Source organism: Noviluteimonas caseinilytica (assembly GCF_018406605.1).
In the GTDB taxonomy this organism is placed as follows: domain Bacteria; phylum Pseudomonadota; class Gammaproteobacteria; order Xanthomonadales; family Xanthomonadaceae; genus Noviluteimonas; species Noviluteimonas caseinilytica.
Map to the genome: position 1 here is coordinate 1,953,364 of NZ_AP024545.1, position 21,973 is coordinate 1,975,336.

Below are 21,973 nucleotides of genomic sequence, written 5' to 3' on the forward strand. Positions count from 1 at the left end.
CGCGATGCGGGGCGTTTCGTTGCAGGCTGCGTTGGATCAGGCCGCGCGCGGACGCTTGCCGCGGATGGCTTCCCACAGAAACAGCAGCACGATGGCCGCGACGATCGCGATCACCCAGACCAGGATGCGATTGCCGACGCCGAGCATCCCTGCGATGTAACCACCGGCCAGCGCACCCAGCGCGCCCAGCACGATCGTCATGATCCAGCCCACCGGGTCCGCGCCCGGCTTGAAGAAACGCGCAAGGATGCCGATCACCGCACCGCCGACCAGGTACATCAGGAGTCCGTCGAACATGGTGTGCCCCTCCAGCCGCGCCGGGATGGCGCCGGGGGGATGCTAGCGTGGTGTGCGCCGCAGCATTCTGCCCATTGCGCCGCCCAGCATCGCCAGGACCAGGCTGCCCCCGAGGGCAACGACGAAGCGCATGCCGGGGCCGGCGGGCGTGTAACCGGCCCAGCGCGTGGCGAACCACGCCAGCGCCGCACCCGCGATGCCCAGCGCAAACGACGACAGCAGGCCGATGCGTTTCTGCGAGGAGGTCATCCAGCGGGCGACCAGGCCCGCCAGGCAGCCGATGACGATCAGCGCGGGCCAGCCATGGCCGATGTCGCCGAAGGCGCGCGCGGCCAGGACGAACTCGATCGGTCCCTGGGTCATCGCGCGCGCTCCCCTGGTTCGCGGACGTTGGATCGCCTAGTTGCGGTGGATCAGCAGCAGCCGTGGTCCCCGTGGTCGCTGCCACCGGCCACGTGCGCGCTGCGGCGGGTCTCGCCGCGCGTGCCCGCTTCGTGGTGGCGCGCGATCACCCGTGCGACGCACGCGGTGACGCGCTTGCCCATCGGGATGTGCAGGAATTCGTTCGGGCCATGCGCGTTGGAATGCGGGCCCAGCACGCCGGTGATCATGAACTGCGCGTCCGGGTACTTCTCGCCGAGCATGCCCATGAAGGGGATCGTGCCGCCTTCGCCCATGTACATCGCGGGCTGGCCGAAGAACTCGCGGCTCGCATCGTCGATGGCCTGGTTGAGCCACGGCGACATCGCGGGCGCATTCCAGCCGGTGGAAGCCTTCTCGAGGTCCAGCGTGACCTGCGCGCCGTAGGGCGGATCGCGTTCGAGCGTCTGCTTGAGCAGTTCGCCGGCGCGCTTGCCGTCCAGCGTGGGCGGCAGGCGCAGCGACAGCTTCACCGCGGTGAAGGGACGCAGCACGTTGCCTGCCGACGAGAGGGCCGGCATGCCGTCGACGCCCGTCACCGACAGCGCGGGGCGCCAGGTGCGGTTGAGCACGAGTTCGGTGAGGTCGTCGGCCATCGGCACCATGCCGGGCAGGAACGGGAACTTGTCGTAGACCGCGGTGCCGACGACCTTCGCCGCTTCCTTCGCCTGCACGAGGCGCTCGGCGGGCACTTCGCTGTGCAAGCCGTCGAGCAGGATGCGGCCGGTCTTCTCGTCTTCGATGCGCGAGAGCAACTGGCGCAGGATGCGGAAGCTCGAAGCCACGATGCCCGACGCGTCGCCGGAATGGACGCCTTCGGACAACACCTTCACCGTGAGGTTGCCGCCGGCCAGGCCGCGCAGCGAGGTGGTGCACCACAGCTGGTCGTAGTTGGCGCAACCCGAATCGAGGCACACGACGAGCGAGGGCATGCCGATGCGTGCGGCCAGGTGGTCGACGTAGGCGGGCAGGTCGTAGCTGCCGGATTCTTCGCAGGCTTCGATCAGGATCACGCAGCGCGCGTGCGGGATCTTCTGCGCCTGTAGCGCGAGGATCGCGGCGAGCGAACCGAACAATGCGTAGCCGTCGTCGGCGCCGCCGCGGCCGTACAGGCGATCGCCCTTGATCACGGGCGTCCACGGGCCGAGGTCGTCGTCCCAGCCCGTCATCTCGGGCTGCTTGTCGAGGTGGCCGTAGAGCAGCACGCAGTCGTCGTCGCTGCCGCCGTTGGCGGCGGGGATCTCGAGGAAGATCAGCGGCGTGCGGCCTTCCAGGCGCACCACGTCCACGACCATGCCGGGAATGGACTGCGCCTTCGCCCAGTCTTCCATCAGCTTGACGGCGGCATCCATGTAGCCGTGCGCCACCCAGTCGGTGTCGAACATCGGCGACTTGTTGGGGATGCGGATGTAATCGACGAGGCGGGGGACGATGTCGTCGTCCCACTTCTCGCTGACATGGCGCTCGATGGCGGGGGCGTCGAAGTTGGAATCCATGTTGCGCGCAATCCTGGGGGAGGCGAGCCGCGCATTCTACCGGGTGGCCCGCGAAGCCGGTTCAGACATCCCTGACATGCGGTCGCGCCGATGCCGGACACGCGGGCGGGGGCATTCCGGATGGGGCGGGGCGGGGCAGGACGGGAGACTGTGCCTCCCGCAGCCGCTGGGCTGCAGGACACCCAGGCATCCGCATCCCGCGGGTGCCCTCGTCAAGGAGAGACCCCGATGGCCCCCATCCTTCCATCCCCGCGCAAGTTGTTCGCCTCGCTCGCGGTGGCGCTGCTGTGCGCCGGCGCGGCCTTAGCCGCAGACAAGGTCGACGTCAACACGGCCGACGCGGCCACCATCGACAAAGTGCTGGTCAACATCGGTCCGGCCAAGGCCGAGGCCATCGTGGCCCATCGCGCGGAACACGGGCCCTTCAAAAGCCTGGAACAGCTGGCCAGCGTCAAGGGCATCGGCCTGAAGACGGTGGAGAAGAACCGCGAGCGCATCGAGATCGGCGGCGGCGCGGCGCCGGCGCGCAAACCGGCCGCGGCGGCGGCCTCGGCGCCCTGAGGCGCGGTTCCTTCGGAGCAGGTGGTGTTCCGGCGGCGCACGCGCGTCGTTGGGCGGAACGCCGTGCGGGGGCGGGCGCAACGGACTGCGCCCGGCCCCCGCCCTTTTCGACGTAGTCTTCGCGCATGGAAGTCCGCACCCACCCTGCGCGCTCCCGGGTCATCCCGGCCAACGAATACCGGCGCGAACGCTGGCGCAACGGCGCGGGCTGGACGCGCGAGATCATCGCGGTGCCGGCCGAGGGCGCCTGGCAATGGCGGTTGTCGATCGCGGAGATCGAACAGGACGCGCCGTTCTCGCGCTTCGAAGGGATCGAACGCGAGATCGTGTTGATCAGCGGCAACGGCGTGCGCCTGCGCTTCGACGATGGCGACGTGCATGCGCTCGAACCACCGCACGGGCGTTTGCGATTCTCCGGCGAACGCGCCGTGCACGGCGAACTGATCGACGGCGCAACGCAGGACTTCAACCTGATGTGGCGTCGCGACGCGATCGATGCGCAGCTGTGGCATCGCCCGCTCGTGGGCCCGATGGTGATCTTCGCCGATCCGCACACGACGTGGGCCGTGCACCTGCTCGCGGGGCAGGCGCGCTTCGCGGACGACTCCGGGTTGCCGTCGATGCATGCCGGCGACACCGCACTCCTGCAGGCGGGCGAGGCGCGCCTGCGGCATGTGCTGGAAGGTGGCGGCGAGGTGTTGCTCGCGCGGTTGCAGCCGCGCTGAGCGAATTCAGAGCAACGCGGGCACCAGCACCAGCGCAAGCGCTGCGACCGACACGCCGAGCACGCTCACGGCCATCTCGCGCAACGAACGTCCACGCGCCCACATGTACAGGCCCGACAGGCCCAGCAGCATCATGCAGAGCGCGAAGCTGTCGGCGAGCAGGCGCCACCCCAGGCCGCCTCCCACGCCCTTGTGCAGGCGATTGAACGCGGCCAGCAGCGTGTGTTGCGTGTGCTTGACCTCGGTGGTCGCATCGCCCGGCACGTAGTCCACCGACCACGCATCGCTTGCCGTGCCGCCGCTGAGTGACCACTTCTGCGGCCCTTCGCGTCGCCGCCCGGAGGCGGCGACTTGCGGATTACCTGGGCATCCAGGCCTTGAGCCTGCTTGAGCCACAGCGAGAGTTGTTCCGGTGTGGCGCGCGCTTCCACCGGCACGGCGAGCGTCGCGCGGCCGGCTTCGTTGCTGTCGCCCTGCGGCCAGGCGCTGTCGCCGAAGCGATGGTTCATCACCAGGCCCGTGCACCCGTAGACGATCGCCGCCAGCGCGCCCCAGGCGCCGATCCACAGGTGCAACTGGCGGATCCAGCGGTGCCTGGTGGCAGAACGTCGGGCGGGCGTGGCGGTGGTCGCGTGCATGGAGCGAGGCTCGGGTTCGGGATCAGAAGTTATAACGCAGGCTCACGGTCGCGGCACGCGGGGAGCCGGGCGTGATGTTGTTGTCGCTGTTGGCGCTGACGGCGTATTCCTTGTCGAACAGGTTCTCGACGTTGAGCTGCAGCGACAGGTGATCGTTCGCGTCGAAGAACACCGCCGCGTCGTAGCGCGTGTAACTCCGCAGCGTCACCAGGTTGGTGACCTGCGCGAAGATCTCGTCGCGGTACTGCGCGCCGAAGCCCAGGCCCCAACGCTCGGTCAGGTCGAAGCGGTTCCACAGCGAGAACGTGTTTTCCGGCAACTGCGCCAGGCGCTTGCCGCGGTCCGCGCCGGCGAGGATTTCGCCGTCCTGCCAGGCATACGCGCCCATGACGTGCCAGCGATCCGTCAACGATCCCGCCAGGCCCACTTCCACGCCCTTCGCGCGCTGGCCGTCCACCAGCGTCGAGGTGGTGGCGTCTAGCGGCACGATGACGTTCGTGCGATCCAGCTGGTAGATCGCGGCGGTCACCGCGAGGCGATCCATGACATCCCACTTCGCGCCGAGCTCGTAGTTGATGAACTTTTCCGGATCGAAGGCCTGGTTGGTCGGCGACAGCGATGCGAGCTGGTCGCCCGAGCGCGGCTGGTAGGCGACGCTGTAGCTGGCGTAGATCGAGACCGGTTCCATCGGCTTGTACACGAGGCCCGCGCGCGGCGACCACAGGTTGTCGGTGGCGGAAATGTTGCGCGCGGGATTGCCCGGCGCGAGGCGCTTGTTGGTGAAGTCGACATCGAAGCGGTCGAAACGCAGGCCCACGATCGCCTGCCAGTGTTCGCCCAGTTCGAGCTGGTCCTGCATGTAGACGGCCGCGGTCTTCGCGACGCTGTTGTTCTCCGCGTCGGTGGCGGAAGGACGGAACGTGATCGGGCCGTAGTAGCGCGGATTGGACAGCGGGACGTTCGCCGACGTTGCCGTCGAACCCGGCGCGCCGAAGAAGCCGGTGGTGCGCAGGTTGTCGGTGTCCTGGTGGCCGAACTCGGCGCCGGCGAGCAACGTGTGGTGCACGTTGCCGGTGTCCGCGCTCCACACCAGGTCGGTCTGGTTGAACAGGTTCCTTCGGTGGGTGCCGTTGTTGTACGCGTTGATGGCAACCTGCGTGCGCGTGGCGTCGACCGCGCCGGAGAAGATGTTCTGGTAGAACTTGTCGTAGTCGGCCAGGCGCGTGCGGTTGCGCAGGGTCGCGCCGCCGGCGAATTCGTGTTCGACCAGCGCGCCGAAGGCATCGACGTCCGCGCTCACCGGGCTGCGGAAGGGGTCGCCGAAGAACGTGGAGGGATCCACGTCGAGCGGCGTGCGGCGGCCGTTGTACGCATTGGGTTCCGATGGCACGCCGCGATCGGCGACGCGTTCGTCCTCGAAGTGTTCGTACCCCAGCGTGACGCGCGTGGACTCGCCGACGTCGAAGCCCACGGTCGGGTTGATGCCCCAGCGACGGATGTCGAAGTCGTCGCGGTAGCTGTCGGAATCCTCGAACATCGCATTGACGCGGAAGTCGACGTGTTCGTTGATCGCCTGGCCCACGTCGGCGGCGACGCGGCGCTTGTTCCAGCTGCCGAATTGCGCGCTGACCTCGCGCACGGTCTTGCCATCGGGTTGCTTGGTGGCGCGGTTGACGATGCCGCCGGAACCACCGCGGCCGAAGATCATCGCGTTCGGCCCCTTGAGTACTTCGACGCGATCGATGTTGTACAGGTCGCGGATGTACTGCACGTCGTCGCGCATGCCGTCGACGAACAGGTCGCCGGTGGTGCTGCTGCCGCGCAACACGAGGGTGTCGCGGTTGCCTTCGCCCTGGGCGACGCCCACGCCGGGCACGTAACGGAACACGTCGACCAGGCCCGACATCGCCTGGTCGCGGATCAGCTGCTGCGGGATGACGGTGATGGACTGCGGCGTGTCGCGGAGCGGGGTGGGGGTCTTCGTGGCCGTCGAGGATTCGGGGACCACGTAGGCGTCCTGCTTGCCAACGACCTCGACGTGGTCCAGCTCGCGCGGCTTGCGCGGTGCGGACTCATCGGCGGCGTGGGCGGGGGCGGCGACGGCCAGGGCGAGCGCGACCGCCAGGGGCGTGGCGCGCAGGGCGGGGTGGGGCATGACGTCCTCTGTATGCAAGGGGGTTGCGGCATCCGCCGCGGCCCGGGCATGTTAATGAGAACGATTCGCAAACGCAATGGAAGCGATCGGCGCGGCCGATCAGCGGTCGTCCCGCGTCCAGACCGCGTTGTCTTCGACCTTCGTCGGGAACTTGGGCACCGGCGCATAGGCGGGCGCGTTGAGCGCACGGCCGTCGCGCACGTCGAACTTCGAGCCGTGCAGGACGCACTCGATCGTCGCTTCTTCCGCGTCGAACGGGCCCGACGACAGATCGAAGTCCTCGTGCGAGCACCGGTCTTCGAGTGCGTAGAAATCGCCGTCGTAGTTGAAGACCACGATCGCGGTGTCGCCGTCCCACGCGACCTTCGACTCGCCCGGGAGCAATTCCGACGTCGCGCAGACGCGCACCCAGGCTTCGCTCACAACGCTTTCTCCATGACTTCGAAGCGCAGGTCATCGCGCGTCGGGATGCCGAAGCGTTCGTCGCCGTAGGGGAAGGGCTTCTTGATGCCGGTCAATGCGTAACCGCGGCGCTCGTAGAACTTGATGAGTTCGTCGCGGATGTCGATGACGGTCATGCGCATCGTCGGCAGGCCCCAGTCGTCGCGCGCGATGCGTTCGCCTTCCGCGAGCACGGCCTTGCCGATGCCCGCGCCCTGCAGCGACGGCACCACCGAGAACATGCCGAAATACCCGGCGCCGTCTTCATCGGCGACGTGCGCGCAGGCGAGCAGTTGCCCGTCGCGTTCGGCCAGCAGCACGCGGCTGCGCGGACGTTCGATGTCGCGTTGCAGGACTTCGCGGTCGATGCGGTTGCCATCGAGGAAATCCGCTTCGGTGGTCCAGCCCTTGCGGCTGACATCGCCACGGTAGGCGGAGGTGACGAGCGCGACGAGCGCGTCGAGGTCATCGACGGTCGCTGCGCGGAAATGCAGTTCGCTCATGGATCGGATCGCGTCGGGGGAAGGGCGGGGAAGTCTAGCCGAGCAGGCGCCGCACCTTGCGCAGCGCGGCGATGAACGCCTCGATCTCGGCATGCGTGTTGTAGAAGGCCAGCGACGCGCGGCACGTGGCCGGCACGCCGAGGAAGGCCATCAGCGGATGCGCGCAATGGTGGCCCGAGCGCACGGCGACGCCTTCCAGGTCGAGCAGCGTGGCGAGGTCGTGCGCATGCGCGCCTTCGACCAGGAACGACACCACCGCGGCCTTGCGCGGCGCGCGCCCCAGGATGCGCAGGCCTTCGACGCGATCCATTTCTTCGGTGAGGTGCGCGAGCAAATCGCCTTCGCGCGCGGCGATCGCGTCCATGCCGATGCCGTCGAGATAGCCGACTGCCGTGCCCAGCCCCACGTGCCCCGCGATGTTCGGCGTGCCCGCTTCGAAGCGATGCGGCGGCTCGGCGAACACCGTGCCTTCGTAACGCACTTCCTTGATCATCTCGCCGCCGCCGAGGAAGGGCGGCATCGCCAGCAGGTGTTCGCGACGCGCCCACAGCGCGCCCGTGCCCGTGGGCCCGCACATCTTGTGGCCGGTGAAGGCGTAGAAGTCGCAGCCGATCGACGCGATGTCCACCGCCATGTGCGGCAGCGCCTGCGACCCATCGACGACGGTGACGATGCCGCGTTTGCGTGCTTCTCGGCAGATCTCGGCGACCGGATTCACCGTGCCCAGCACGTTCGACACGTGCGCGATGCCGAGCAGCTTCACGTCCGGCGCCATCAACGCGTACAGCGCGTCGAGGTCGAGCGAGCCGTCGGGCGCGAGGTCGGCGACGCGGATCGTCGCACCGGTGCGCTCGCAGATGAGCTGCCACGGCACGATGTTCGCGTGGTGCTCCATCCGCGTCAGCAGCACGACATCCCCGGGCTGCAACCGCGGCAGTGCCCACGAATACGCGACCAGGTTGAGCGCGAACGTCGTGCCGCTGGTGAGCACGAGATCCTCGCGCGCCACGTTGAGGTGCTGCGCCAGGCGCGCGCGCGTGCCTTCGTACGCTTCCGTGGCTTCGGCACCCAACGCATGCACCGCGCGGCTCACGTTTGCGTTGTGGCGGCGGTAGAACGCATCCACCGCCTCGATCACGACGGCCGGCTTCTGCCCCGTGTTCGCCGAATCGAAATACACCAGCGGCTTGCCGTGCACTTCCCGCGCGAGCAGCGGGAAGTCGGCGCGGATGCGGTCCCAGTCGGGCGCGAGCGTCGGTGTTTCCGTTTTCATCAGGCGTCCCCGAGGGTCCTGGCGAGGGCGCGATCGAGCGCCGCTTCCGCGATCGGGCGCAACGTCGCGTCCGCGCGCGGCAACACGGCGCGGCAGAACGCGGTGGTCAGCAGGCGGCGTGCGTCTTCTTCGGGCAGGCCGCGCGAGCGCAGGTAGAACAGCGCCGTCGGATCCAGGCCGCCCACCGTCGCGCCATGCGCGGCCTGCACCTCATCGGCGTGGATTTCCAGCACCGGTTGCGCATCAATTTCCGCCTGCGCGCTGAGCAGCAGGTTCTTCGTCGACAACGCCGCGTTGCTGCCATCGGCGCCGGCGCGGATCAGGATGCCGCCGTGCAGCACCGCGCGGCTGCGATCCGCCGCGAGGCCGCGCCACGTGAGGTCGCAGCGCGTGTCGCCGACCGCGTGGTCGATGTTCAGGCGCGTGTCGAGATGCCGGCGGCCTGCGCCGAGCAGCACGCCATCGCCCTGCACCGACGCACCCGCGCCCAGCAACGCACAGCCGAATTCGTGGCGCGACAAGCCGCCGCCGAGTTCCAGGTCGAGGCGCGCATACCGGGCGTCGTCGTGCACGCGCGCATCGGTGCGCGCGAAGCGCGTGGCGCCGGCCGCGTCGTCCTGCACGCACAGGTGTGCGAGCTGCGCGCCGCGTGCCAGCGTCACCGTCGCGGACGATGTCGAAAGATGCGCGTATTCGCCCGAGGCGATGTGATGCTCGACGACGCGCGCGGACGCGCCTTCGCCGACCGCGATCGCATGTCGCAAGTGCCACGCCTGGTCCTGCGCCGCGGAAGCGCCGACGAACATCAGGTACAGCGGCGCCGCCACGTGCGTGCCCGCCGCGATCCGCAACGTCGCGCCCGAACGCGCCATCGCCGCATTGATGCCGGCGAACACTGCATCCGGATGCGCAGGCACGACCACCGCGTCGGCCATCGATGCCGAAAACGTCACGCCCGCAGGCAACGCATCGATGTGCGAAAGGGCGGCCGAATACACGCCATTGACGAACACCAGGCGCGGCCCGTCGATCCCCGCCAACAATGCGGCATCGACGTCGGCGCCCGAAGCCGGCGCGAACACCCGCCGCTCCAGCGCCCGCAACGACGTGTACTTCCACGCCTCGCTGCGCGGCTTCGGCAAGCCTTCGCGCAGGACCGCCTCCAGCGTCGCGCGTCCCGCCGCGTCGCCTGCGAAGCCCTGCGCGAGCGATTCCAGCAACGCGCTCATCCGGCCGCTGCCTCCGGCGCCTTGCGACCCGACAGCCAGGCGTAACCATGCTGTTCGAGTTCGAGCGCCAGTTCCGGCCCGCCCGTTTCGACGATGCGTCCATCGGACAGCACGTGCACAACGTCCGGCTTGATGTAGTCGAGCAGGCGCTGGTAATGCGTGATCACCAGGAACGCGCGCGACGCCGACCGCAGCGCGTTCACGCCATCGGCCACGTTGCGCAGCGCATCGATGTCCAGGCCCGAGTCGGTCTCGTCGAGGATCGCCAGTTTCGGCTCCAGCACCGCGAGCTGGAAGATCTCGTTGCGCTTCTTTTCGCCGCCGCTGAAGCCTTCGTTGACGCCGCGGTGCAGCAGGTCGTCCTTGATGTGCAGCACGGCCAGCTTCTCGCGCACCAGCTTGAGGAACTGCATCGAATCCAGTTCCGCTTCGCCGCGCGCCTTGCGCTGCGCGTTGAGCGCCGACCGCAGGAAGTACGTGTTGTTCACGCCCGGGATTTCCACCGGGTACTGGAAGGCGAGGAACACGCCTTCGGCCGCGCGCTGTTCGGGTTCGAGCGCCAGCAGGTCGCGGCCTTCGAACGTCACCGAACCGGACACGATGTCGTAGCCCTCGCGGCCCGCGATCACGTTGCCCAGCGTGGACTTGCCCGCGCCGTTCGGGCCCATGATGGCGTGCACCTGGCCCGGCGCGACCTCGAGCGAGAGGCCCTTGAGGATGTCGCGCCCGGCGACGCGGACGTGGAGGTTGTCGATCTTCAACATGTGCGTTTGTTTTCCTGTTTACCCGACCGCGCCTTCCAGCGACACCTCGAGCAGCTTCTTCGCTTCCACCGCGAACTCCATCGGCAATTCGCGGAACACGGACTTGCAGAACCCGTCGACGATCATCGACACCGCGTCTTCTTCCGAAATCCCGCGGCTGCGGCAATAGAACAATTGGTCGTCGCTGATCTTCGAGGTCGTCGCTTCGTGCTCGACGATGGCGGTGGGGTGCTTCACTTCCACGTAGGGGTAGGTGTGCGCGCCGCAACGCTTGCCGATCAGCAGCGAATCGCATTGGGTGTGGTTGCGCGCGCCCTCGGCGCTGCGTTCCACCTTCACCAGGCCGCGATACGCATTCTGGCCGCGGCCCGCGCTGATGCCCTTGCTCACGATCTTCGACTTCGTGCGCTTGCCGACATGGATCATCTTGGTGCCGGTGTCGGCCTGCTGGCGATGGTGCGTGAGCGCGACCGAATGGAACTCGCCCACCGAGTCGTCGCCCAGCAGCACGCAGCTCGGGTACTTCCAGGTGATGGCGGAGCCCGTCTCGACCTGCGTCCACGAAATCTTCGAACGCGCCCCGCGGCACTCGCCGCGCTTGGTCACGAAGTTGTAGATGCCGCCGCGACCTTCTTCATCGCCGGGGTACCAGTTCTGCACGGTGCTGTATTTGATCTCCGCATCGTCCAGCACCACGAGCTCGACGACCGCGGCATGCAGCTGGTTCTCGTCGCGCATCGGCGCCGTGCAGCCTTCGAGGTAGGAGACGTAGCTCTTCTCCTCCGCGATGATCAGCGTGCGCTCGAACTGCCCCGTGTTGATCGCGTTGATGCGGAAATACGTGCTCAGCTCCATCGGGCAACGCACGCCCTTCGGGATGAAGGCGAAGCTGCCGTCGGAGAACACGGCCGCGTTGAGCGCGGCGAAGTAGTTGTCGCCGGTGGGCACCACGCTGCCGAGGTATTGCTTCACGAGCTCGGGATGCTCGCGGATCGCCTCGGACATCGAGCAGAAGATGATGCCCTTCTCGGCCAGTTCCTTGCGGAACGTGGTGCCGACGGAGACCGAGTCGAACACCGCATCCACCGCGACGCCCGCGAGCTTGGCGCGTTCGTGCAGCGGCACGCCGAGCTTCTCGTACGTGTCCAGCAGTTCCTGCGGCACCTCATCGATCGAGGCGTACTTGGCCTTCGGCGCGGAGTAATAGCTGATGGACTGGAAATCGATCGGCGCGATGTCGAGCTTCGCCCAGTTGGGCATCGGCATCGTCAGCCAGTGGCGATACGCGGCCAGGCGCCACTGCGTCATCCATTCGGGCTCTTCCTTCTTCGCGGACAGGAAGCGCACGACGTCTTCCGACAGCCCCGGCGGGAGCGAATCGGATTCGATGTCCGTGACGAAGCCGGCCTCGTAGCGACGGCCGAGTTGTTCGAGGATTTCAACGTTGCTTTCGTGTTGCGTCATGTCGTGTGCCTCACGCCGTCGCCAGCGTGGCGGGGATCGCGCGGCGCGCGGGCGGCGCCGGCGACACGAGGTCGGCCAGCGTCACGCCACGCAGCGCATCGGCGACCACGTCGTTGATGCGGCGCCAGTTCGCGCGGACGCCGCAGGAGTGTTCGATGCCGCACGCGTCGGCGTGCAGGCTGCATTCGGTCATCGCGAGCGGGCCTTCCATCGCTTCCACGATCTCGATCAGCGATATCGCGTTGGCCTCGCGCGCCAGGCGATATCCGCCGTGCGCGCCACGGAACGACGCCACCAGCCCCGCCTGCGCGAGCGGCTTGAGCAGCTTGGCGACGGTGGTGGCTTCCAGGCCCGCGCGTTCGGCGAGCTCGGCGGCGCTGAGCACGGTGTCGGGGCCGGCGGCGGCGAGCGCCGTCAGCACGACGGTGGCGTAATCGGTGAGCTTGGTGACCCGGAGCATCGGGGCGGCCTGGCAATGCGGACCGAAATTGTACGGTTTTAGGGTCCGGGCCGAAACCGGCGGTTGCGCCGGATCGCAGCCGGGTTCATCCGGCTGCGGGTTTTACGCTTGGAATCAGCCCGCGGCGGCGGGCTTGGCGTCGGCCTGCGCCGCGGCCGGCGGCGGGGGCAGGTTCGCTTCGAAGTACGGCACCGGGGGCGTCTGGCCCGGCGGCAGGTAGGCCGGCGCAGGTTCGCCGCCGGGGCCGAGCGACTTGATGAAACGGAAGATCGCGAGGCGGTCCTGCTCCTTCATGGCGCGGAGGGCGAAGTCCGGCATGATCGGTCGCGTGTGCAGGTTGGCCGTGTACTCGAGCCACTTCTTGTCGTCCATGTCGGCCGCCTTCAGGCGCAGGTTGGCCGCATAGGTCGTGCCCCACGGGCCGTTCCAGCCGACCTTCGATCCGACGAGCCACTGGTCGCGCGGCGCATCGCCGCCGTTCTGCGCCCAGCCCGGCGTGTGGCAATCGTTGCAGCCGGCGATGCGCACCAGGTATTCGCCCTGCGCGAGCAATTCGGCATCGCTCGGGCCTGCGGTGGCCACCGCCACGGCGGCGGGTGCATCGGCGGCGGTGGCGTCCGTTGCCGCGGGCTTGCACGCGGACAGGGCCAGGACCAGGACGGAGGGGACGAGCAGGATCGAAGCGCGCATGGGCCTTGGTGACGTTCCGGATGGAATCCGTGAATACGCACCTTGCGACTTCGACCGGCCACGCCGATGGCGGGATCACCGCGCAACCCGCACAATCCGCATCTTTCCCCCGAACGGAAGTCCGCATGGCCCGCAAGATCGTCGCCCGTCGCTCGCAGATCCATGGCAACGGCGTATTCGCAGCCGCCACGCTCAAGAAAGGCGAACGCCTGATCGAATACAAGGGCAAGCGGCGCACGCACGAGGAAGTGGACGGCGACGACACCGGCGATGTCGAAAGCGGTCACACGTTCCTGTTCACGCTCAACGACGAGTACGTGATCGACGCCAACCACGGCGGCAACACGGCGCGCTGGATCAACCACAGCTGCGATCCCAACTGCGAAGCCGTGCTGGAAGAAGACGACGGCGACGACCGTCGCAAGGATCGCGTCTTCATCGAAGCCATGCGCGCGATCAAGCCGGGCGAAGAGCTCACGTACGACTACGGCATCACGCTGGACGAGGCGCACACCGCGCGCCTGAAGAAGATCTGGGCCTGCCACTGCGGCTCGCCCAAGTGCACGGGCACGATGCTCAAGCCCAAGAAGAAGTAAGCAGCACGTCGCACGGGTTGCCCGATCGGGCAGCCCGGCGGCACGCGATGCTGCACCGCGGGACGGCCCACCGATGGGCACGATGCCCCGCATAGGCAAAAGGTTTGCATGACTGACGGGAGTCGGCGGCGACGCTTGCCATGAATACGCTGTCCCCATTCCGCCGCCCCCCTTGGACGACTCCATGCGCCTGCTCCCCGCGACGCTTACCCTTGCCATCCTGTCCGTCCTCTCCGCCAACGCACACGCGATCACCGTCGACGGCAAGATCGATCCCGCCGAATGGCAGGGCGCCCAGCACGTCACCGATTTCCGCATCACCCAGCCGCTGACCGGCGCGCCCGGTTCGCAGCCCACCGAAGCCTGGATCCTCGCCACGCCCGAAGGCCTGGCCATCGGCTTCCGCAACACGCAGCCCTCGTCGATCCCGCGCAACAACCAGAAGATCCGCCGCGACGAACAGGCGCAGGTGGATCGCAACAATTTGATGATCAACTTCGACGGGGGGCGCACCGGTTACAACTTCATGGTGTCGTCCACCGACGGCATCAACGACGCGATCATCACCAACGAGAACAGCTTCAGCACCGACTGGGACGGCAACTGGCAGCACGCCGCCACGCAGGACGCGGACGGCTGGTCGAGCGAAATGCTCATCCCCTGGTACATCGCGCCGATGGACAAGGGCGCCAACGGCAAGCGCACCTTCCACATCTACCTCGACCGCGTGATCGGCAGCACCGGCGAACGCGCGGCGTGGCCGGCGGCGAGCTTCGAGCGCCCGCGCTTCTTGTCGGACTTCATCGCCATCGAAGTGCCCGAGTACAACAAGGCGCTGATCGCGATCACGCCGTACGTGTCGGGCGTGTACGACAACGTCAACCTCGATGGCACGCTGGACGCCGGCGCCGACATCCTGTGGAAGCCCAATGGCCAGTTCCAGCTGACGGCCACGATCAACCCGGACTTCGGCCAGGTCGAAAGCGACGACATCGTCGTCAACTTCAGCGCCAACGAAACCTTCTTCAGCGACAAGCGCCCGTTCTTCACCGAGAACCAGGGCCCGTTCGAATTCACCACGCCGTCCGACTTCAGCCAGCTCGTCTACACGCGCCGCGTGGGCGGCCCGACGGACGACGGCACCGGCGCGGGCGACATCACCGCGGCGGTCAAGGCCAACGGATCGTTCGGCGCCACGCACTACGGCGTGATGCTGGCGCAGGAAGCGGACGAGGTGGGGCGCAACTTCAGCGCGTTCCGCCTGAGCCACGACTTCTCCAAGCAGAGCATCGGCATGATGGTCACGGAAGTGGACCGTCCGTACTTCGATCGCAAGGCAACCGTCCTGGGCTTCGACCAGAACTGGCGCCCGAACGAAAAGCTGAGCATCCAGAACCGCCTGATCTTCAGCGACATCGACGAAGGCGACATCACCTCGCCCTCGATCGGCAAGACCGAGAAGGGCGACGGCTTCACCACCATCATCGATTACGAGATGGACCACGGCTGGCGCCAGCAGTGGCTGGGCATGCATTTCAGCGACAGCCTGCAGATCAACGACTTCGGCTACCTGTCGCGCAACAACATGAACTACGCGCACTGGCAGGTGATGAAGCGCATCACCGGCATGCCGCAGACCTCGAAGTATTCCTCGCACGACTGGCGCTGGCGCATCAGCGGCAGCAACAACGACCACGGGCTGGATTTGCAGCGCCAGTTCCGCACCAGCGTGTCCAACCAGATGCGCGACGGCGACAACTCCTACGCGCAGATCAACCTCAACACGTCGGGCTACGACGACCGCCTGCTGCGCGGCAACGGCATCGTGCGCACGCCCTCCAACTTCAACGCCTTCGCCGAACGCAACTGGGCGCGCCAGGGCAACTGGGCGTTCTACGCCAACTTCGGGGCCAACAACTCCGGCATCGGCAACGACCAGAACGACCGCCACGTGGGCTGGAATACGCAGTTCCAGCCGACGTACTTCATCAGCGACGCCTTCAGCATCTACACCACGCTCTACTTCGAGAGCACGCCGCAGTGGATGCTGTGGGAGGGCGACAACCTGCTGGGCACGTTCGACGAACACGCCACGCAAGTGGATGCGGGCCTGAACTGGAACATCGGCAGCCAGCACGAACTGCGCGTCAAGATGCAGTCGCTGGGCCTGGACGCGAAGGTGCGCCAGGCATGGCGCGCCGCACCGGACGGCACGCCGATCCCGACCAACGATCCGATCAACGACTTCAGCCTGAGCAACCTGGGCTTCCAGGTGCGCTACCGGTGGGAGTTCAAGCCGTTGTCGTACCTCTATGTCGTGTACGGCCGCGGCGGCGACCTGTTCAACGAGTTCTCCGAGGATGCCAACGACGCGCTGCGCGACAGCTTCGATCTGCGCGATTCGGAACAGTTCCTCGTGAAGCTGAGCTACCGCTTCGAGCTTTAAGGGCGCGCCGGGAAGCCGTAGACGATTTCGCCGACGACGACGTCGCGGTCCATCGTCGGGTACTTCGGATCATCGCTCCACACCTCGCCCTCGCCTTCCGGCAGGGCGATCGTGTCCGGCAGGTCCGGACGCTCGCGCAGCGAGAAGCGGCCCTGGCCGGGCATCGGTTGCAGGTGGCCGTTGTTCCAGTTCGATACCGTGCCGCCGTAATCCCAGCCGAAGCCCGAGAACTGGATGCGCTTGCCGTTGCGCGCCACGATCTCCGACAGCGGCATGCCCATGTGCACGCCGCTGGGCAACTTCCAGTGCGATTCCCCGTCCAGCACGCGCACCAGCGACAAAGCGTGCATCTGGTCGTCGTGGAAGTACAGGTACAGGCGACGCGTCGGATCGTGCGGATACAGGATCGCGCCGGGCACCAGGTCTTCCGCGCCCGGCACCTGGCCCACTTCGATGTTCACCGCGCCGAAGCGCTTGCGCAGGGAATCGATCGAATCGTCGCTGCCCAGCTTCGCCGGCAACACGTCGTCGCCCGCGACCGGTGCAGGCGGTGCAACCGGTGGCGGCGGGCCCGGCGGCGGCGTGGTGGCGACCGGTGCGACGGTGGCGGCGTGCGCGATCGTCGCAGGCGTGGCGGCCACATCGTGCTTGCCCGCGTCGCGATTGCACGCCGCGCCGAACACCGCGCACCCCAGCACGATGGCAAGCGCAACACGCCGCTTCACTGCGCGAGCTCCCGCAGGTCGGCCGACGCGATGCGCCATTGCTTCTGTTCCTCGGTCGCGCCATCCACCACCGAACGCCGCAGCGTGTATGCGCCGACGTAGCGATGCGTCTTCCCGTCCTTGTCCGTGGATTCCAGCGACACCGGGATCTCGATGAAGCGCGAACCCACCGCGCCTTCCACGCGTGCCGGGGAATCGAGCGTGGCTTCCACCTTCTGCGTGTTCGCGAAGCCCGCGGCGAACTGGTCCGCCGATTGCCCGCTCGCGCGCCCGCCGTCGCTCCACAGGCCGTAGGCCGTCGCGAAATCGCGTTCCTCGATCGCCGAGTAGTACTGGTCGATCACCGCCACCGCATCCTGCGCGGTGGGTTCGCCGGACGGGTTGGGTGCATCGGCATCGATCTGGCCGTCGCCGTCTTCGTCCAGGCCCGCTTCCGGGTTGTCGTCGGTCGCCACGTCGTCCGCCTGCGCCACGCTGCCTTCGATCGCCACGTCGCCCGGGCCCGGCGCGTCGGGCATGCCGGTGACCGATCCCTTCGCGCCTGCGGGCGCCGGCAACGCATCGGCGGTGGAACCATCGGGATTGCGCGCGCCCGGGCCGCCCTTGTCGCCGCACGCGGCGAGCAGCAGGACGCACGCGATCAGCGCGCAGGCAATCGTGGTGGACAGGGCAGGGCGGAAGCGCATGCGGGATTCCCTTCGCGGATCATTGGTCGAGGTGGAGGGTGACGACGCCATCGCCGATCGTCGTCTCACCGATGCGACGGCCGGCCATGCGTCCCCACACAGTATCGTCGAGACGGTACACCGGCTCCTCGCGCGCGTATTCGCCGAGCCACTGGTTGAGCAGGCTGCGGGTCGCGTCGTTAATGCGACCGCCCAGCATCGGCACGTCCACGCCGACGAGCGCGGGATCGGCCAGGTGCAGGCCGCGCGTCTGCGGATCGAAGCGCAGGCCGCTCTGCAGCGCGAAGTGCCCGGCGGGCGAATGCGAGTCCATGCCCATGCCGCCCACGCCGATGTCGAAGTCCAGCTGCAGGCGACCGCTGCCCTGCGGGATCGTCAGGCGCGGATGCATGAGCGTCAGCGTCACCAGGCCGCCGGCCTTGTCGTAGTCGCGCGGGAACCGGCGGTCGAGCTGCGACTGCAACTGCGGCGCGGTGAAGGTGACCTGGTTGCCGACCAGCGCGGACAGCGTGGTGCAGCCCGCGAGGACGGCGCCGAGCAACAGGAACAACAGGAGCAGCAGGATCGGGGCGGTGCGGCGCATGGCGGCCTCCATTGGACGTGGCGGCGAGCCTGCGCCGCCGTGCGTGAACCGGCGATCAGCCGGCGGGCGCGTCGGCGCGCAGGCGTTCGATCGCCGCGACGAACGGCGCGCGCCCGGGCCACGGGCTGATCTTCCCGAGCCGTCGCTTGCCACGGAAGACCAGGAACGTCGGGATGCCATGCAGGCCGAAGCGCGTGCCCATGCGCGGATCGTCGTAGACGTTGTCGTGCAGCCACTCGACGTCGGGCCAGGCGAATGCATCGGGCGCGTGCAGCATCTGCTGCTTGGCGATGTCGCAGTTGGGGCAGTCGCGTCCCCACAGGAACAGGATGCGCAGGCGAGCGTCGTCGGGGAGCGCACCGTCGAGCTCGGCGTCGCGCACCAGGCGCATCGGGAAGGCGTCGAAGAAGTGCGGGACGATCGTGTCGCTCATGCGCGAAAGAGTACGCCGCTTGCCGCGCGGGCATAAAAAAAGCGCCCCGGAGGGCGCTTTTCATGAAGCAGTTGGATCGGCGCCTCAGGCGGCCGCGTCCTTGAGCTTCTTCAGCGGACGCACCTTGACCTTGACGGTCGCCGGCTTGGCTGCGAACCACTGCTCTTCCTTGGTGAACGGGTTGATGCCCTTGCGCTTCGGCTTCGCCGGAACGTTGACCACGGTGATCTTCAGCAGGCCCGGCAGGGTGAAAGCGCCCGCGCCCTTCTTGTTGACCGAACCGTGCACCGCACCTTCCAGCGCCGACATCACGGCGCGCACGTCGCGCGGCGCAACGCCGGAGGTTTCGGAAATGTGCGCGACCAGGCCCGACTTGCCCAGCGCTTCCTTGATCGGCTTCGGCGCGGCCGACTTGGCTGCGGACTTCGGAGCGGCCTTCTTCGATGCGGCTTTCTTCTTCGCCATGTGTGTCTTACTCGATGTGAGTTGATGGAATGCCTGGTTGTCCCCCTCGGCAGGCGGAATGTAGGGCATGCGCAGGTGGCCGCCAAGCCCCGCAGGCGGGTTTTTTCGGGTTTTTTTCAACGCGCGGACCAACGGACGCCCGCGCGCCTGTTGTCAATCGTCCTCCAGGCGGGGCTTGTAGGCCTCCACCAGCCGCGATTGCACTTGCGCCGGCACGGGTTCGTAGTGGCTGAAATCCAGCGCATACCGGCCGCGCCCGGCGGTCACGGACTTCAATTCCGCCGCATAGCCTTCCAGCTCCGACAGCGGGACTTGCGCCTTGATCACGATCTCGCCCCCGCGCGCGGCATCGGTGCCGCTGATGCGCGCACGCTTGGAGGACAGGCCGCCGCTGACGTCGCCCATGTGCTGTTCGGGCGCGTTGACCTGCAATTCCACGATGGGCTCGAGCACCTGCGGGCGCGCCTTGGCGATGGCGTCCAGGAAGGCTTTCTTGCCCGCCGCCACGAACGCCACTTCCTTGCTGTCCACGCTGTGGTGCTTGCCGTCGTAGACCACCACGCGCACGTCCTGCAGCGGATAGCCGGCCACCGCGCCGGTGTTCAACACCTGGCGCACGCCTTTCTCCACCGCGGGCATGAACTGGCCGGGGATGGTGCCGCCCTTGACCTCGTCGACGAACTCGAAGCCCTTGCCGCGCGGCAACGGTTCGATGCGCAGGAACACCTCACCGAACTGGCCCGCGCCGCCCGTCTGCTTCTTGTGGCGATGATGGCCTTCGGCCGGCGCGCTCACGGTTTCGCGATAGGCGATGCGCGGCGGGCGCGTTTTCACTTCCACGCCGTACTTGTCCTTCAGGCGCTGCAGCATCACGCGCAGGTGCAGGTCGGACAGGCCGCGCACGACGGTTTCGTTGAGTTCGCCGTGGTGTTCGACCGCGAACGCCGGGTCTTCCTCCGACAACTTGTGAAGCGCCGTGCCGAGCTTCTGCTCCTGGCCCTTGTGCGCCGCTTCCACCGCCAGGCCGAACATCGGCCGCGGGAAATCCATCGGCGCCAGGTGGATCTGGTCTTCGTCGTGCGTGTCGTGCAGCACCGCATCGAAGTGCAGGTCGTCGATCTTCGCGACCGCCGCGATGTCGCCGGGGATCGCTTCGGCGATCTCGACGTGGTCCTTGCCCTTGAGCTTGAACAGGTGGGCCACCTTGAACGGCTTGCGCCCGTCGTCGATGAACAACGAGGTGTCCTTCTTCACCGTGCCCTGGTAGACGCGGAAGATGCCGAGCTTGCCGACGAACGGATCGTTGATGATCTTGAAGACGTCGGCGATCACGTGCGCCTTCGGATCGGGCTTCGCGTCGATGTGTTCGGCGTCGTCGCCCGCGCCTTTCACGAACGGCGGCGGATTGCCTTCGCCCGGATGCGGGAACAGGCGGCCGGCGATCTCGAGCAGTTCGCGCACGCCCAGGCCGCTGCGCGCGGAGACGAAGCACACCGGCACCAGGTGGCCTTCGCGCAGGCATTGTTCGAACGCATCGTGCAGTTCCTGGCCGGACAGCCCGCCTTCGCCGAGGTCGAGGTAATGGTCCATCACCGTTTCGTTCACCTCGACGACCTGGTCGAGGATCTTCTGGTGCCAGTCGGCGACCGGGCCCAAATCGCTGTCGCCCTCGGCCACGGTGCCGCTGTAGCCGAAGCAGTCGACGATGCGCTTGCCGCCATCGGCGGGCAGGTTGAGCGGCAGCACTTCGGCGCCGAAGCTCTCGCGCAGTTCGCCGAGCACGCGCGCGCAGTCCGCATCGGCGTGGTCGATCTTGTTGACGACCACCACGCGGCACAGGTTGCGGGACCTGGCGTACTCCATCATGCGGCGCGTGCCGTATTCCACGCCGGTGTCGGCGTCGACGACGATCGCCACGGTTTCCACCGCGGCGAGCGCGGAGAGCGTGGGGCCGCGGAAATCGGGATACCCGGGCGTGTCGATGAAGTTGGCGTGCACCGGGGCGTTGTCGGTGCCTGTGGTGCTGTAGTCGACGCTCGCGATCGCCGCATCGACGCTGTGCCCGCGTTCCTTCTCGATCGGATCGAAATCGGAAACCGTCGTGCCGCGTTCGATGCTGCCTGCCGTCTGGAGTGCGCCGCCGGCATGCAGCAGGGCTTCGAAGAGCATTGTTTTGCCGGCGCCGGGGTGGCCCGCAAGGGCCACGTTGCGGATGGTTTCGGTGGTGTAGGACATGAGGCCGTCTCTCCCGTGATGGGTTGCAAGAGGGCCGTCATGGCTGTCCGCATCGGAAGCCTTGCCGTCCGAGCAGCGCGGGCTCGGCGGGCGGTCATGGCGGGTGAAACCTGGCTTGGAACGCCCGGCGTCACCGCCGGGACGCAAATCTCCCGCAGAGCCGGGGGGCGGTCAAGCGCTGCCGCGTCAACGTCCCGCAATCCCGCCCGGAGTAGGCTGCCCGCTCCCCCTTTCGACCCCTCGGAGCACCACCATGGCGATCACCCGTCACGCCAGCGCACATTGGGAAGGCGACCTCAAGACCGGCCAGGGCAAGCTGGACACGCCGCAGAGCGGCCTGATGACCGGCACGCGCTACGGCTTCAACTCGCGCTTCGGCGACGAGAAGGGCACCAATCCCGAAGAACTGATCGCCGCCGCGCACGCGGCCTGCTTCACGATGGCGTTGTCGGCCAAGTTGTCCGAAGCCGGCCATCCGCCGCAGGCGCTCGACACGAAGGCCGCCGTCGAACTGTCGATGGAAGGCGGCCCGACCATCAGCCAGATCCGCCTGACGACGACGGCGCGCGTGGACGGCCTGGATGCCACGAAGTTCCGCGCGATCGCCGACGATGCGAAGCAGAACTGCCCGGTCTCCAAGGCGCTGAGCGCGGTGCCGATCTCGCTGGACGCGCAGCTGCTCACCTGA

At 67.7% G+C, this 21,973-nt stretch carries 24 protein-coding genes; 5 read left to right on the forward strand and 19 right to left on the reverse strand.

Going from position 1 to position 21,973, the window contains the following annotated elements; translation table 11 throughout:
* Positions 1-36: 36 nt before the first annotated feature.
* Genes LYSCAS_RS09530 through LYSCAS_RS09540 form a run of 3 tightly spaced genes read right to left on the reverse strand, consistent with a single transcriptional unit; the run spans position 37 to position 2,213 of the window.
* Positions 37-297: a GlsB/YeaQ/YmgE family stress response membrane protein gene (locus tag LYSCAS_RS09530; RefSeq protein WP_213433814.1), complete on the reverse strand. Its 261-nt coding sequence runs from the start codon at positions 295-297 to the stop codon at positions 37-39.
* 42 nt (positions 298-339) lie between these two features.
* Complete coding sequence (locus tag LYSCAS_RS09535) at positions 340-660, reverse strand: hypothetical protein (RefSeq protein ID WP_213433816.1); 321 nt, start codon at positions 658-660, stop codon at positions 340-342.
* A 50-nt stretch (positions 661-710) separates the two neighbouring features.
* On the reverse strand, positions 711-2,213 hold the full coding sequence (locus LYSCAS_RS09540) for a M20 family metallopeptidase (protein WP_213433817.1): 1,503 nt from the start codon (positions 2,211-2,213) through the stop codon (positions 711-713).
* A gap of 228 nt (positions 2,214-2,441) precedes the next feature.
* Here LYSCAS_RS09540 and LYSCAS_RS09545 point away from each other — a divergent pair, with 228 nt between their 5' ends.
* Both LYSCAS_RS09545 and LYSCAS_RS09550 read left to right on the forward strand, forming a co-directional pair.
* Positions 2,442-2,774, forward strand: a complete 333-nt coding sequence (locus LYSCAS_RS09545) for a ComEA family DNA-binding protein (protein ID WP_213433818.1) — start codon at positions 2,442-2,444, stop codon at positions 2,772-2,774.
* 125 nt (positions 2,775-2,899) lie between these two features.
* Positions 2,900-3,499 (forward strand): HutD/Ves family protein, encoded by a 600-nt coding sequence (locus LYSCAS_RS09550; protein ID WP_213433819.1) that lies wholly within the window; start codon positions 2,900-2,902, stop codon positions 3,497-3,499.
* Positions 3,500-3,505: 6 nt separating this feature from the next.
* On the opposite strand, the gene LYSCAS_RS09555 is transcribed toward LYSCAS_RS09550, so the two are convergent.
* The 10 genes from LYSCAS_RS09555 to LYSCAS_RS09600 all read right to left on the reverse strand — a co-directional run bounded on the left by LYSCAS_RS09555 (position 3,506) and on the right by LYSCAS_RS09600 (position 13,116).
* Positions 3,506-3,772, reverse strand: a complete 267-nt coding sequence (locus LYSCAS_RS09555) for a PepSY-associated TM helix domain-containing protein (RefSeq protein ID WP_213433820.1) — start codon at positions 3,770-3,772, stop codon at positions 3,506-3,508.
* A gap of 387 nt (positions 3,773-4,159) precedes the next feature.
* Entirely contained in the window at positions 4,160-6,292 is a 2,133-nt protein-coding gene (locus tag LYSCAS_RS09560) for a TonB-dependent receptor (RefSeq protein ID WP_213433821.1), read from the reverse strand.
* 99 nt (positions 6,293-6,391) lie between these two features.
* Positions 6,392-6,715, reverse strand: coding sequence for a Rieske (2Fe-2S) protein (locus LYSCAS_RS09565; RefSeq protein WP_213433822.1), 324 nt, complete (start codon positions 6,713-6,715; stop codon positions 6,392-6,394).
* On the reverse strand, positions 6,712-7,236 hold the full coding sequence (locus tag LYSCAS_RS09570) for a GNAT family N-acetyltransferase (RefSeq protein WP_213433823.1): 525 nt from the start codon (positions 7,234-7,236) through the stop codon (positions 6,712-6,714). The genes LYSCAS_RS09565 and LYSCAS_RS09570 overlap by 4 nt, the downstream gene beginning before the upstream one ends.
* Positions 7,237-7,270: 34 nt before the next feature.
* Positions 7,271-8,509: a cysteine desulfurase gene (locus LYSCAS_RS09575; protein ID WP_213433824.1), complete on the reverse strand. Its 1,239-nt coding sequence runs from the start codon at positions 8,507-8,509 to the stop codon at positions 7,271-7,273.
* Positions 8,509-9,738, reverse strand: coding sequence for a Fe-S cluster assembly protein SufD (gene sufD / locus LYSCAS_RS09580; RefSeq protein ID WP_213433825.1), 1,230 nt, complete (start codon positions 9,736-9,738; stop codon positions 8,509-8,511). The genes LYSCAS_RS09575 and sufD overlap by 1 nt, the downstream gene beginning before the upstream one ends.
* Positions 9,735-10,502 (reverse strand): Fe-S cluster assembly ATPase SufC, encoded by a 768-nt coding sequence (sufC, locus tag LYSCAS_RS09585; protein ID WP_213433826.1) that lies wholly within the window; start codon positions 10,500-10,502, stop codon positions 9,735-9,737. The genes sufD and sufC overlap by 4 nt, the downstream gene beginning before the upstream one ends.
* 18 nt (positions 10,503-10,520) lie before the next feature.
* The gene (gene sufB, locus LYSCAS_RS09590) at positions 10,521-11,966 is read right to left on the reverse strand and encodes a Fe-S cluster assembly protein SufB (RefSeq protein WP_213433827.1); all 1,446 of its coding nucleotides are present in this window, start codon (positions 11,964-11,966) and stop codon (positions 10,521-10,523) included.
* Between the two features lie 10 nt (positions 11,967-11,976).
* Entirely contained in the window at positions 11,977-12,426 is a 450-nt protein-coding gene (locus tag LYSCAS_RS09595; RefSeq protein WP_213433828.1) for an SUF system Fe-S cluster assembly regulator, read from the reverse strand.
* Between the two features lie 114 nt (positions 12,427-12,540).
* Complete coding sequence (locus LYSCAS_RS09600; RefSeq protein WP_213433829.1) at positions 12,541-13,116, reverse strand: cytochrome C; 576 nt, start codon at positions 13,114-13,116, stop codon at positions 12,541-12,543.
* Between the two features lie 125 nt (positions 13,117-13,241).
* Here LYSCAS_RS09600 and LYSCAS_RS09605 point away from each other — a divergent pair, with 125 nt between their 5' ends.
* Positions 13,242-13,712, forward strand: coding sequence for an SET domain-containing protein (locus LYSCAS_RS09605; RefSeq protein ID WP_213433830.1), 471 nt, complete (start codon positions 13,242-13,244; stop codon positions 13,710-13,712).
* Between the two features lie 184 nt (positions 13,713-13,896).
* Entirely contained in the window at positions 13,897-16,158 is a 2,262-nt protein-coding gene (locus LYSCAS_RS09610) for a DUF5916 domain-containing protein (RefSeq protein WP_213433831.1), read from the forward strand.
* Here the strand turns inward: LYSCAS_RS09610 and LYSCAS_RS09615 are convergent.
* The 6 genes from LYSCAS_RS09615 to fusA form a co-directional block, all read right to left on the reverse strand.
* Complete coding sequence (locus LYSCAS_RS09615) at positions 16,155-16,883, reverse strand: hypothetical protein (protein ID WP_213433832.1); 729 nt, start codon at positions 16,881-16,883, stop codon at positions 16,155-16,157. The two genes, LYSCAS_RS09610 and LYSCAS_RS09615, sit on opposite strands and share 4 nt — an antisense overlap.
* Positions 16,880-17,569: a nuclear transport factor 2 family protein gene (locus tag LYSCAS_RS09620; protein ID WP_213433833.1), complete on the reverse strand. Its 690-nt coding sequence runs from the start codon at positions 17,567-17,569 to the stop codon at positions 16,880-16,882. The genes LYSCAS_RS09615 and LYSCAS_RS09620 overlap by 4 nt, the downstream gene beginning before the upstream one ends.
* A gap of 19 nt (positions 17,570-17,588) precedes the next feature.
* Entirely contained in the window at positions 17,589-18,152 is a 564-nt protein-coding gene (locus LYSCAS_RS09625; protein WP_213433834.1) for a DUF1439 domain-containing protein, read from the reverse strand.
* Positions 18,153-18,207: 55 nt separating this feature from the next.
* On the reverse strand, positions 18,208-18,585 hold the full coding sequence (locus tag LYSCAS_RS09630; RefSeq protein ID WP_213433835.1) for a thioredoxin family protein: 378 nt from the start codon (positions 18,583-18,585) through the stop codon (positions 18,208-18,210).
* A gap of 84 nt (positions 18,586-18,669) precedes the next feature.
* The gene (locus tag LYSCAS_RS09635; RefSeq protein WP_213437756.1) at positions 18,670-19,050 is read right to left on the reverse strand and encodes an HU family DNA-binding protein; all 381 of its coding nucleotides are present in this window, start codon (positions 19,048-19,050) and stop codon (positions 18,670-18,672) included.
* A 153-nt stretch (positions 19,051-19,203) separates the two neighbouring features.
* Complete coding sequence (fusA, locus tag LYSCAS_RS09640) at positions 19,204-21,285, reverse strand: elongation factor G (RefSeq protein WP_213433836.1); 2,082 nt, start codon at positions 21,283-21,285, stop codon at positions 19,204-19,206.
* A gap of 253 nt (positions 21,286-21,538) precedes the next feature.
* Between fusA and LYSCAS_RS09645 the strand changes: the two genes are divergently transcribed.
* Complete coding sequence (locus LYSCAS_RS09645) at positions 21,539-21,973, forward strand: OsmC family protein (protein ID WP_213433837.1); 435 nt, start codon at positions 21,539-21,541, stop codon at positions 21,971-21,973.